Source organism: Pseudomonas sp. PAMC 29040 (assembly GCF_003994535.1).
GTDB classification, from domain to species: Bacteria; Pseudomonadota; Gammaproteobacteria; order Pseudomonadales; family Pseudomonadaceae; genus Aquipseudomonas; species Aquipseudomonas paraversuta.
In genome coordinates this window covers 28,533-40,861 of sequence record NZ_RZAA01000014.1, presented here as the reverse complement: position 1 = coordinate 40,861, position 12,329 = coordinate 28,533, and the positions used below count along the sequence as shown (strand labels likewise).

Genomic DNA, 12,329 nt, shown 5'->3' with positions numbered 1-12,329 from the left:
TTCCGGCCCCAAACAAAAGGCCCGTTGCTGAATCAGCGACGGGCCTTTGTTGGTTCTGAGTATGTCGCCCGAAGGCTAGTCTCTAGAACGGGATATCGTCATCAAAGCTGTCGAAGTCCGGTGCAGGTTGAGGTGCCTGCTGCTGCGGCGCTGGGCGCGACTGCTGCTGTTGAGGCTGTTGCTGCTGCGGCGCAGGGCGTTGAGCCTGCTGACGCGGTGCAGACTGCTGTGGCTGGTAGTTGTTACCACCGCCCTGGTTTTGTTGGTCGCCCTGCGGACGGCCGCCCAGCAGTTGCATGGTGCCTTGCATGTCGACCACGATTTCGGTGGTGTAACGCTTGATACCGTCTTTTTCCCACTCACGGGTTTGCAGCTTGCCTTCGATGTACACCTGCGAACCCTTGCGCAGGTATTCGCCAGCGATCTCGGCAACCTTGCCGAACATCGATACACGGTGCCATTCAGTCTTTTCGACTTTCTGGCCGGTTTGCTTGTCGGTCCACTGTTCGCTGGTTGCCAGACTCAGGTTGGTCACGGCATTACCGTTAGGCAAGTAGCGAACTTCGGGATCCTGGCCGCACGTGCCGACCAATATAACTTTGTTAACCCCACGGGCCATAACGTTCTCCTAGGCTTCGCACGTCGGCGCTGGGTTAACCAACTGCTCGAGTGTCGCGCGATCCAATAGTTCGGTGTCCAATTTGATATAAATGGCAGCCTCTTGTGCTACCACCACTGCATCTGTAACGCCTGTAACAGCCTTTAAACGCTCGGCCAGACCTGCTTCGCGAAGCGCTTCAGGCGATAGCGGCAAGCGCAAGCTTGTCACATAAGGCGGTTCACGCATGGTAACAGCAAAGACCAGCCAGAGTGCAGCCAGACCTGCGCATCCAAGGAACACAACCGACAAACCGCCATGCTGAAATAACCAGCCGCCGAGTATGCCGCCCAGTGCCGAACCGAGGAACTGACTGGTGGAATAAACCCCCATCGCCGTACCCTTGCCACCCGCCGGAGATACCTTGCTGATCAACGAAGGCAATGAAGCTTCGAGCAGGTTGAACGCGGTGAAAAACACCACGGTACCTATCACCAACGCTCGCAAGCTGTCGCCGAACTTCCAGAAGAATAGCTCAGTGAGCATCAACGTCACGACGGCGCCGAGTAAAACTCGTTTCATTTTGCGTTTCTTTTCGCCGTAGATGATGAACGGAATCATGGCGAAGAAAGAAATCAGCAAGGCAGTCAGGTACACCCACCAATGTTGCTCTTTGGGCAGGCCGGCTTTTTCGACCAGCGCCAGCGGCAATGCGATGAAACTCGACATCAGCATGGCGTGCAGTACGAAAATCCCCAGGTCCAGACGCAGCAGGTCAGGGTGCCGCAAGGTCGGCAGCAATGCCTGCCTGGCGACCCCCGACTCGCGGTGCTGCAAGGTACCGGTTGAGCGCGGCACCATGAACATGACGATGACGATCCCGACCAGCGCCATGCCGCCGGTGGCCAGGAACAGGCCCGACAACCCGAAGGCCCGGGTTAACAACGGGCCTACGACCATCGCCACCGCAAACGACAAGCCAATGGTCATGCCGATCATGGCCATGGCTTTGGTGCGGTGCTGTTCGCGAGTGAGGTCTGAAAGCAACGCCATTACGGCGGCAGAGATTGCGCCTGCACCCTGCAGGATCCGACCGGCAATGACGCCCCAGATCGAGTCCGAGTTGGCTGCCAGCACACTACCGAGGGCGAAGACGATCAACCCAAGGTAAATAACCGGACGCCGACCAATACGGTCAGAAATAACCCCGAAAGGAATCTGAAAAATTGCCTGAGTCAGGCCGTATGCGCCTATGGCCAGGCCGATCAGGGCTGGCGTCGCACCGGCGAGGTCCATCCCATAGGTCGCCAGAACCGGCAACACCATAAACATGCCAAGCATACGGAAGGCGAACACAAGGGCCAGACCGCTTGCTGCCCGGGTCTCGCTACCACTCATGCGGTCGCTGTGGGGATCGTGCATGGAATAACCTCATGTGAACCGGCGGCGATTCTACCAGTCCCATCGAGTAACAGCACACACACGAGAGAGGCGCGACGCTTTGTCACGTAAAAGTTATAAAGGCTCATTAATACCAACATGCCATTAAGAGCCTGCACAGCTTTCGTACAGATCCGTATACTCATTCGTTTACGTTATGCCCGCCAAGCGAGGCCGCAGTGGACAAGATCCTGATACGTGGGGCACGAACCCACAACCTGAAGAACATCGACCTGACCCTGCCCAGGGACAAGCTGATCGTCATCACCGGACTGTCTGGCTCCGGCAAATCATCCCTGGCGTTTGATACGCTGTACGCTGAAGGCCAACGCCGTTATGTCGAGTCGCTGTCGGCCTATGCCCGGCAGTTCTTGTCGATGATGGAAAAGCCTGACGTCGATACCATCGAAGGTCTGTCACCGGCGATATCCATCGAGCAGAAATCAACATCCCATAACCCGCGTTCCACTGTCGGCACCATCACCGAAATTTATGATTACCTGCGCCTGCTGTATGCCCGCGTAGGCATCCCCCGCTGCCCCGATCACGACATCCCGCTTGAAGCCCAAACCGTCAGCCAAATGGTCGACCTGGTACTGGCGCAGCCGGAAGGCAGCAAGCTGATGCTCCTGGCCCCCGTGATTCGCGAGCGCAAAGGTGAACACCTTTCGGTTTTTGAAGAGCTGCGCGCTCAAGGTTTCGTGCGGGCCCGGGTCAATGGCAGACTCTGCGAACTGGACGAGCTGCCCAAGCTCGACAAGCAGAAGAAGCACACTATTGATGTAGTGGTTGACCGCTTCAAGGTTCGGCCTGACCTGCAACAGCGCCTGGCCGAGTCATTCGAGACCGCGCTGAAGCTGGCCGACGGCATTGCTCTGGTTGCACCTATGGACGACGAGCCGGGCGAAGAGATGATCTTCTCCGCGCGCTTCGCCTGCCCGATCTGCGGCCATGCCATCAGCGAACTTGAGCCCAAACTGTTTTCCTTCAACAACCCCGCCGGGGCGTGTCCGACCTGTGACGGTTTGGGGGTCAAGCAGTTTTTCGATATCAAACGCCTGGTCAATGGCGAGCTGACGCTGGCCGAAGGCGCCATACGCGGCTGGGACCGGCGTAACGTTTATTACTTCCAGATGCTCGGGGCGCTGGCCAAGCATTACGACTTCAGTCTGGAAGTGCCCTTCGGTGAACTCCCGGCCGACAAGCAAAAAGTCATTTTGTATGGCAGCGGCACCCATAACGTTGATTTCCGCTATCTGAATGATCGGGGCGATATCGTCAAGCGCTCGCACCCGTTTGAAGGCATCGTGCCCAACCTGGAGCGCCGCTATCGCGAAACCGAATCGGCCACTGTGCGCGAAGAGCTGGCCAAGTTCCTGAGCACTCAGTCTTGCCCGGATTGCCGCGGTACCCGCCTGCGTCGCGAAGCCCGTCACGTCTGGGTCGGCGAGAAAACCCTGCCGGCCGTGACCAATATGCCGATCGGGGATGCAACCGAGTATTTCAGCACCCTGAGCCTGACCGGGCGCCGCGGGGAAATCGCCGACAAGATCCTCAAGGAAATTCGCGAACGCCTGCAGTTTTTGGTGAACGTGGGCCTGGACTATCTGTCGCTGGATCGCAGTGCTGACACCCTGTCTGGCGGTGAGGCGCAACGTATCCGTCTAGCCAGCCAGATCGGCGCAGGTCTGGTCGGGGTGCTGTACATCCTCGACGAGCCCTCCATCGGTCTGCATCAGCGCGATAACGATCGCCTGCTCGGCACCCTCAAGCATCTGCGCGACATCGGCAACACAGTGATTGTGGTGGAGCATGACGAGGATGCGATTCGTCTGGCGGACTATGTGGTTGATATCGGCCCGGGCGCCGGGGTGCATGGCGGACACATCGTTGCCCAAGGCACGCCTGCCGAGGTGATGGCGCATCCGGATTCGCTGACCGGTAAGTACCTGTCGGGCCGTGTGAAAATTCCCGTGCCGGCCAAACGTACGCCGCGCAACAAGAAGATGACGCTGTCGCTCAAGGGCGCCCGCGGCAACAACTTGCGCAACGTGGATCTGGAAATCCCTCTGGGGCTGCTGACCTGTGTGACCGGGGTTTCGGGTTCGGGCAAGTCGACGCTGATCAACAACACGCTCTACCCGCTCAGTGCTACCGCCCTGAATGGCGCGACCACCCTGGAGGCCGCGGCGCACGACAGCATCAAAGGCCTTGAGCATCTGGACAAGGTGGTCGATATCGACCAGAGCCCGATCGGTCGTACCCCTCGTTCCAACCCGGCAACGTACACCGGGCTGTTCACGCCTATCCGCGAGTTGTTTTCCGGCGTACCGGAATCCCGCTCCCGGGGCTACGGGCCAGGGCGTTTCTCCTTCAACGTGAAGGGCGGACGCTGCGAGGCATGTCAGGGCGATGGCCTGATCAAGGTGGAAATGCACTTTCTGCCCGACATCTATGTTCCTTGTGACGTGTGCAAGAGCAAGCGCTACAACCGTGAAACCCTTGAAATCAAATACAAGGGCAAGAGCATTCACGAAGTGCTGGAGATGACGATCGAAGAAGCCCGTGTGTTCTTCGACGCGGTGCCTGCGCTGGCGCGCAAGCTGCAGACACTGATGGATGTAGGTCTGTCGTACATCAAGCTGGGGCAGTCCGCCACGACGCTGTCAGGCGGCGAGGCGCAACGGGTCAAACTGTCCCGCGAGCTGTCCAAGCGCGATACCGGCAAGACCCTGTATATCCTCGATGAACCTACAACAGGCCTGCACTTTGCTGACATCCAGCAATTGCTGGATGTGCTGCATCGACTACGAGACCACGGCAATACGGTGGTGGTGATCGAACACAACCTGGACGTCATCAAGACTGCTGACTGGCTGGTGGATCTTGGGCCAGAAGGCGGCTCCAAAGGTGGGCAGATCATAGCGGTCGGCACACCGGAAGACGTGGCTGAGATGGCGCAATCCCATACAGGCTTCTATTTGAAGCCGCTGCTGATCCGCGACAGGGATTAAATCCCGGGCATGAAAAAAGCCCCTGCCATTGTGAAGTGGCAGGGGCTTTTTCATGGGTCAGACTTCTGCTCGCAATCTTTTAACGGCTCGCGGGCAAGTGCGCGCCTACAGATCGAGGTCGGTCAGAACTGCGATTGCAGGTAGTTTTGCAGGCCGATGGCCTTGATCAGGCCCAACTGCTTTTCCAGCCAGTAGGTGTGATCTTCTTCAGTGTCTGCCAGCTGAATGCGCAACATGTCGCGGCTCACGTAATCCTTGTGCTGCTCGCACAGAGCGATGCCCTTGCAGAGGGCTGCGCGAACCTTGTACTCAAGACGCAAGTCGGCAGCAAACATCTCAGGCACTGTGGTACCGACATCCAGATCATCCGGGCGCATGCGCGGAGTGCCTTCGAGCATCAGAATCCGGCGCATCAACGCATCAGCGTGTTGTGCCTCTTCTTCCATTTCGTGGTTGATACGCTCGTACAGCTTGGCAAAGCCCCAGTCCTCGTACATACGGGAATGGACAAAGTATTGGTCACGTGCAGCCAGCTCGCCGGTGAGCAACGTGTTGAGATAATCGATTACGTCCGGGTGCCCTTGCATCGCCGCACATCTCCCTGCTTGAAAGTCTGTAGTTTGAACCAAGCTGACCGGGAGGTCACGACTCAATCGCTATAAAATCCTGCATTTGTAGAGAAAACAGAGCTAAATAACGCAAAAACCGCCCAATTGAGGGCGGTTCTGCTTCTCACTTAGACTTACTTAGCCTTTACACCCAGTGCTTTGGCAACACCGTCACCGTAAGCCTGATCGGCGTTGTAGAAATGCTGCAGCTGACGCTGCACAACATCTGGCGTAACCCCGTCCATGGCGCCTGCAATATTGTTTATCAGCAGGGTTTTCTGCTGGTCATTCATCAGACGGAACAGCGCACCGGCGTGGCTGTAGTAATCGCTGTCAACCCGATGATCGTAACGATCGGCCGCGCCACTCAGGGCCAAAGGCGGCTCTGCATACTGCGGCGCCTGCTTGGGCGCATCGGCATAGCTGTTGGGTTCATAGTTGGGTGCAGCGCCACCGTTGTTGCCAAAAGCCATCGAGCCATCGCGCTGGTAGTTATGCACAGGCACCCGCGCAGCGTTGATCGGCAAGTGCTGGTGGTTGGTGCCTATACGGTAACGATGGGCATCCGCGTAAGCGAACACACGGCCTTGCAGCATGCGATCTGGCGACAGACCGACACCCGGAACCATGTTGCTTGGACCAAATGCAGCCTGCTCTACCTCGGCAAAGTAGTTAAGCGGATTGCGATTCAACTCCAGCTCGCCAATTTCAATCAGCGGGAACTCTTTCTGCGACCAGGTTTTGGTCACGTCAAACGGGTTTTCGTAGTGGGCCGCAGCCTGGGCTTCAGTCATGACTTGCATGCATACGCGCCATTTCGGGAAATCGCCCCGCTCGATGGCATCAAACAGATCACGCTGCGCGTAGTCCGGATCACTGCCTGCAAGACGCTCGGCTTCCGCTGGCGGCAGGTTCTTGATGCCTTGCATGGTTTTATAGTGCCATTTGACCCAGTGACGCTCACCGGCCGCATTGATCAGGCTGTAGGTGTGGCTGCCGAACCCGTGCATGTGGCGATAGCCATCCGGGATGCCACGATCGGAAAACAGGATGGTGACCTGGTGCAGGGATTCAGGGGAATGTGACCAGAAATCCCACATCATCTGTGCACTTTTCAGATTGCTCTGCGGAAGGCGTTTTTGGGTGTGGATAAAGTCAGGAAACTTCAACGGATCACGAATGAAGAATACCGGGGTGTTGTTACCCACGATGTCCCAGTTGCCTTCTTCGGTATAGAACTTGAGGGCAAAACCACGTGGATCACGGGCAGTGTCTGCCGAGCCGCGCTCGCCGCCTACGGTAGAGAAACGCAGAAAGGTCGGGGTTTGCTTGCCTACGGTATCGAACAGCTTGGCGCTGCTGAGTTGAGCCATGTCACGGGTCAGCGTGAAGGTGCCATGTGCACCCGAACCCTTGGCGTGGACACGACGCTCCGGAATGTTTTCACGGTTGAAGTGAGCAAGCTTTTCGATCAGATGAAAATCATCGAGCAACAATGGGCCACGGGGGCCAGCAGAACGAGAATTCTGGTTGTCAGCAACTGGAGCGCCGCTGGCGGTCGTAAGCGTTTTGGTCTGGCTCATGCTTTTGCTTCCTCAGTAAGTCTTTGTACTGCCGGCTAATCGGCTGAGGAGGAGTATTGACCATGAACTCTACGCGGGCAAATTCATTAATTGATCACGATCAATAGAAAATAATAATTAATCAGACACAAAAAACCGGGCACTAGGCCCGGTTCTTTGTAGAGACTGACGTCTTACTCAGCGGATACAGCTTCACCGCCAACTGGACGATCAACCAACTCGACGTACGCCATAGGCGCGTTGTCGCCAGCACGGAAACCGCACTTGAGGATGCGCAGGTAGCCACCCTCACGAGTTGCATAACGCTTGCCCAGATCGTTGAACAGCTTACCAACGATGGCTTTCGAACGCGTACGGTCGAATGCCAGACGGCGGTTAGCCAGACAATCATTCTTGGCCAGAGTAATCAGCGGCTCAGCAACGCGACGCAATTCTTTGGCTTTCGGCAGAGTCGTTTTGATCAGCTCGTGCTCAAACAACGACACTGCCATGTTTTGAAACATAGCCTTGCGGTGGGAGCTAGTGCGGCTCAGGTGACGACCACTTTTACGATGACGCATGGTTCATTCCTTACCAAACACAACGTTCGGTGATTACGACGATCAGGCAGTCGCCTTGTCGTCCTTCTTAAGACTTGCAGGCGGCCAGTTGTCGAGGCGCATGCCGAGGGACAGACCACGGGAGGCCAGAACGTCCTTGATTTCAGTCAAGGATTTCTTGCCCAGGTTCGGAGTCTTCAACAGTTCTACTTCGGTGCGCTGAATCAGGTCACCGATGTAGTAAATGTTCTCCGCCTTAAGGCAGTTGGCCGAACGCACGGTCAGTTCCAGATCGTCAACCGGACGAAGCAGGATCGGATCGATCTCGTCTTCCTGTTCGATAACCACTGGTTCGCTGTCACCTTTGAGGTCGACGAATGCAGCCAACTGCTGTTGCAGGATGGTTGCAGCACGACGAATAGCCTCTTCAGGATCCAGTGTACCGTTGGTCTCCAGATCAATAACCAGCTTGTCCAGGTTAGTACGCTGCTCGACACGGGCGTTTTCCACCACGTATGCGATACGGCGAACCGGGCTGAACGAAGAGTCAAGCTGCAAGCGACCAATGCTGCGGCTTTCGTCTTCATCGCTCTGACGCGAGTCTGCTGGTTCATAACCACGACCACGAGCTACAGTGAGCTTCATGTTCAAGGCGCCGTTAGACGCCAGGTTGGCGATTACGTGATCGGGATTAACGATCTCGACATCATGATCCAGCTGAATATCGGCAGCGGTAACCACCCCCGAACCCTTCTTCGACAAGGTCAGCGTAACTTCGTCACGGCCGTGCAGCTTGATAGCCAGACCTTTAAGGTTCAACAGGATTTCAATTACGTCTTCCTGTACACCTTCGATGGCGCTGTACTCGTGGAGCACACCATCAATCTCGGCCTCGACTACTGCACAGCCTGGCATTGAGGACAACAGGATGCGTCGCAGCGCGTTGCCCAGGGTGTGGCCAAAACCACGCTCGAGAGGCTCGAGTGTGATTTTAGCGCGGGTTGGACTGACAACTTGCACATCAATATGGCGAGGTGTCAGGAACTCATTTACCGAAATCTGCATGGATGCACCTATTTTCTAGCCCTTACTTGGAGTAGAGCTCGACAATCAGGCTTTCGTTGATGTCGGCGGACAGATCACTGCGAGCAGGAACGTTCTTGAAAACGCCCGACTTCTTCTCAGTGTCTACTTCTACCCATTCTACGCGGCCACGTTGGGCACACAGATCGAGAGCTTGGACAATGCGAAGCTGGTTCTTTGCTTTCTCGCGGATAGCGACCACGTCACCAGCACGTACCTGGTAAGACGGAACGTTAACGGTCTGACCGTTTACGCTGATCGACTTGTGCGATACCAACTGACGGGATTCGGCACGAGTAGAACCGAAACCCATACGGTATACGACGTTATCCAGGCGGCATTCGAGCAGTTGCAACAGGTTTTCGCCAGTTGCACCTTTCTTGCCAGCAGCTTGTTTGTAGTAGCCGCTGAACTGACGCTCGAGAACGCCGTAGATACGACGGACCTTCTGCTTTTCACGCAGTTGGGTGCCGTAGTCGGATTGGCGACCGCGGCGTTGGCCGTGGATGCCTGGAGCAGCTTCAATATTGCACTTCGATTCGATAGCGCGCACACCACTCTTCAAGAAGAGATCGGTGCCTTCACGACGTGCCAGTTTGCATTTTGGACCAATGTAACGAGCCATTCTTTACAGTCTCCTGGATTACACGCGGCGCTTCTTCGGCGGACGGCACCCGTTGTGCGGGATTGGCGTCACGTCGGTGATGCTGGCGATCTTATAGCCACAGCCGTTCAAAGCACGGACAGCGGACTCACGACCTGGACCTGGACCTTTAACGTTAACGTCAAGGTTTTTCAGGCCATATTCCAGCGCAGCTTGACCAGCACGTTCAGCAGCTACTTGAGCAGCGAACGGGGTGGACTTGCGAGAACCGCGGAAACCCGAACCACCGGAGGTAGCCCAAGAAAGCGCGTTACCCTGACGGTCGGTGATGGTCACGATTGTGTTGTTGAAAGACGCGTGGATGTGGGCGATGCCATCAACCACTGTCTTTTTGACTTTTTTACGAGGACGAGCAGCAGGTTTTGCCATGACTAAATTCCTGTCGATTCGCTGGTGCGATTACTTGCGGATCGGCTTACGCGGACCTTTGCGAGTACGCGCGTTGGTCTTGGTACGCTGACCGCGTACTGGAAGACCACGACGATGGCGCAGACCGCGGTAGCAGCCCAAATCCATCAAGCGTTTGATTTTCATGTTGACTTCACGACGCAGGTCACCTTCAGTGGTGAACTTTGCCACTTCGCCACGCAGCAACTCAATCTGCTCGTCGCTCAGATCTTTGATCTTAGCGGCTGGGTTTACCCCAGTCTCTGCGCAAATTTTCTGCGCAGTAGTGCGACCAACACCAAAGATGTAGGTCAGCGAGATAACAGTGTGCTTGTTATCTGGAATGTTAACGCCTGCAATACGGGCCATTCAGTGGGACTCCAATTGACAGCTACCTACGCCCCGGAAGCCAAGAAATAGGGCGCGAGATAATATCGCTGTAATAACAAATAATCAACCCAGCAGCGCACTAGCTGCTGGGCTTCAAACAGATCACACTCAGCCTTGGCGCTGTTTGTGACGTGGTTCCGCGCTGCAAATTACCCGAACAACACCTTCGCGGCGAATAATCTTGCAGTTACGGCACAGCTTTTTCACCGATGCACGAACTTTCATCACCAACTCCTCTCACCTTATGGGTACTTCAGCGAAGCATGCCGCTGCCGTAGCCCTTCAGGTTGGCTTTCTTCATCAGGGATTCGTACTGGTGCGAAACGAGGTGCGATTGTACTTGGGACATGAAGTCCATAACAACCACGACCACGATCAGCAACGAGGTCCCGCCAAGGTAGAACGGAACGTTTGCCGCAACCACCAGGAACTGGGGCAACAGACATACGGCCGTCATATAAAGAGCACCGAACAGAGTCAAACGAGTCAAAACGCCATCAATATAGCGCGCCGACTGCTCACCTGGACGGATACCCGGAATAAAGGCACCGGACTTCTTCAGGTTTTCCGCTACGTCTTTCGGATTGAACATCAACGCCGTATAGAAGAAGCAGAAGAAAATAATCCCTGCACTAAACAGCAGAATATTCAACGGCTGACCAGGAGCGATCGACTGCGAGATGTCCTGCAACCAGCCCATACCTTCAGACTGACCGAACCAGGCACCCAGCGAAGCCGGGAACAGCAAAATGCTGCTCGCAAAAATAGCCGGAATAACACCGGCCATATTCACTTTCAGCGGTAGGTGGCTAGTCTGCGCAGCAAACACCTTGCGGCCCTGCTGACGCTTGGCGTAGTGAACAGCAATACGACGCTGACCACGCTCAATGAACACCACGAAACCGATAATCGCTACTGCCAGCAAACCGATAGCAACCAGAGCGAAGATATTGATATCGCCCTGACGCGCAGACTCGAAAGACTGCCCAATTGCTCTCGGAAGACCGGCGACGATACCCGAAAAAATCAACATCGAGATACCGTTGCCAACACCACGCTCAGTAATCTGCTCACCCAGCCACATCATGAACATTGCACCAGCCACAAAAGTGGTTACTGCAACGAAATGGAAGCCCAGGTCACCAGTGAACGCTACGCCTTGCCCTGCCAGACCTATGGACATGCCAATAGCCTGAACAAGAGCAAGAGCGACAGTGAGGTAGCGGGTGTACTGGCTTATCTTGCGACGACCAGCTTCACCTTCCTTCTTCAACTGCTCCAGCTGCGGGCTGACAGCGGACATAAGCTGCATGATGATCGATGCCGAAATGTACGGCATGATCCCCAGCGCAAAAATACTCATCCGCTCCAGCGCGCCGCCGGAAAACATGTTGAACAAGCTAAGAATGGTCCCCTCATTCTGTCGAAACAGGTCCGCCAACCGGTCCGGGTTAATACCTGGAACTGGGATGTGTGCGCCTATTCGGTAGACGATAATCGCCAGGAATAGAAAACGCAGACGAGCCCAGAGCTCGGATAACCCGCCTTTGCTGAGCGCTGAGAGAGCACCTTGCTTAGCCATTTATTCCTCGAACTTGCCGCCAGCTGCTTCGATAGCCGAACGCGCACCTTTGGTGGCGCCGATTCCCTTGCCGATTGTGACAGCGCGAGTAACTTCACCGGACAGCATGATTTTCACACGCAGTACGTTGACGTTGATCACGTTGGCATCTTTCAGGGTCTGCACAGTAACGATGTCGCCTTCCACTTTAGCCAGCTCGGACAAACGCACTTCTGCGCGATCCATGGCTTTCAGGGAAACGAAACCGAACTTAGGCAGACGGCGATGCAGCGGCTGTTGACCGCCTTCAAAGCCTGGAGCAATTGTGCCACCGGAACGGGAGGACTGACCTTTGTGACCACGGCCACCAGTCTTACCCAAACCGCTACCGATACCACGGCCCGGACGATGCTTTTCGCGACGGGAACCCGGCGCTGGACTCAGATCATTGAGTTTCATCGA

13 protein-coding genes are annotated in these 12,329 nt (G+C 55.8%); 1 reads left to right on the top strand and 12 read right to left on the bottom strand.

Features of this window, described 5'->3' with window-relative positions; translation table 11 throughout:
* Positions 1-82 precede the first annotated feature (82 nt).
* Both WG29040_RS21665 and WG29040_RS21660 read right to left on the bottom strand, forming a co-directional pair.
* Positions 83-619 carry a single-stranded DNA-binding protein gene (locus tag WG29040_RS21665; RefSeq protein WP_003444330.1) on the bottom strand — a complete coding sequence of 179 codons (537 nt, stop codon included), beginning with the start codon at positions 617-619 and terminating at the stop codon, positions 83-85.
* Positions 620-628: 9 nt separating this feature from the next.
* Positions 629-2,020 (bottom strand): MFS transporter, encoded by a 1,392-nt coding sequence (locus WG29040_RS21660; protein ID WP_003444333.1) that lies wholly within the window; start codon positions 2,018-2,020, stop codon positions 629-631.
* A gap of 197 nt (positions 2,021-2,217) precedes the next feature.
* Here WG29040_RS21660 and uvrA point away from each other — a divergent pair, with 197 nt between their 5' ends.
* Entirely contained in the window at positions 2,218-5,052 is a 2,835-nt protein-coding gene (gene uvrA, locus WG29040_RS21655; RefSeq protein WP_003444334.1) for an excinuclease ABC subunit UvrA, read from the top strand.
* 122 nt (positions 5,053-5,174) lie between these two features.
* Here the strand turns inward: uvrA and bfr are convergent, their stop codons facing one another.
* The 10 genes from bfr to rplO form a co-directional block, all read right to left on the bottom strand.
* Entirely contained in the window at positions 5,175-5,639 is a 465-nt protein-coding gene (bfr, locus tag WG29040_RS21650) for a bacterioferritin (protein WP_003444336.1), read from the bottom strand.
* 155 nt (positions 5,640-5,794) lie between these two features.
* Complete coding sequence (locus WG29040_RS21645) at positions 5,795-7,243, bottom strand: catalase (protein WP_003444355.1); 1,449 nt, start codon at positions 7,241-7,243, stop codon at positions 5,795-5,797.
* Between the two features lie 173 nt (positions 7,244-7,416).
* Positions 7,417-7,803, bottom strand: a complete 387-nt coding sequence (gene rplQ, locus WG29040_RS21640; protein WP_003444357.1) for a 50S ribosomal protein L17 — start codon at positions 7,801-7,803, stop codon at positions 7,417-7,419.
* Positions 7,804-7,845: 42 nt separating this feature from the next.
* Positions 7,846-8,847 carry a DNA-directed RNA polymerase subunit alpha gene (rpoA, locus tag WG29040_RS21635; RefSeq protein WP_003176403.1) on the bottom strand — a complete coding sequence of 334 codons (1,002 nt, stop codon included), beginning with the start codon at positions 8,845-8,847 and terminating at the stop codon, positions 7,846-7,848.
* 22 nt (positions 8,848-8,869) lie between these two features.
* Entirely contained in the window at positions 8,870-9,490 is a 621-nt protein-coding gene (rpsD, locus tag WG29040_RS21630; RefSeq protein WP_003444359.1) for a 30S ribosomal protein S4, read from the bottom strand.
* A gap of 18 nt (positions 9,491-9,508) precedes the next feature.
* Positions 9,509-9,898, bottom strand: coding sequence for a 30S ribosomal protein S11 (rpsK, locus tag WG29040_RS21625; protein ID WP_002555466.1), 390 nt, complete (start codon positions 9,896-9,898; stop codon positions 9,509-9,511).
* 30 nt (positions 9,899-9,928) lie between these two features.
* Positions 9,929-10,285, bottom strand: coding sequence for a 30S ribosomal protein S13 (rpsM, locus tag WG29040_RS21620; protein ID WP_003444360.1), 357 nt, complete (start codon positions 10,283-10,285; stop codon positions 9,929-9,931).
* A gap of 129 nt (positions 10,286-10,414) precedes the next feature.
* The gene (gene rpmJ / locus WG29040_RS21615; protein ID WP_002555468.1) at positions 10,415-10,531 is read right to left on the bottom strand and encodes a 50S ribosomal protein L36; all 117 of its coding nucleotides are present in this window, start codon (positions 10,529-10,531) and stop codon (positions 10,415-10,417) included.
* A 28-nt stretch (positions 10,532-10,559) separates the two neighbouring features.
* Complete coding sequence (gene secY / locus WG29040_RS21610) at positions 10,560-11,888, bottom strand: preprotein translocase subunit SecY (RefSeq protein ID WP_003444361.1); 1,329 nt, start codon at positions 11,886-11,888, stop codon at positions 10,560-10,562.
* Positions 11,889-12,326, bottom strand: coding sequence for a 50S ribosomal protein L15 (gene rplO, locus WG29040_RS21605; protein WP_003444362.1), 438 nt, complete (start codon positions 12,324-12,326; stop codon positions 11,889-11,891).
* Between the last annotated feature and the right edge of the window lie 3 nt (positions 12,327-12,329).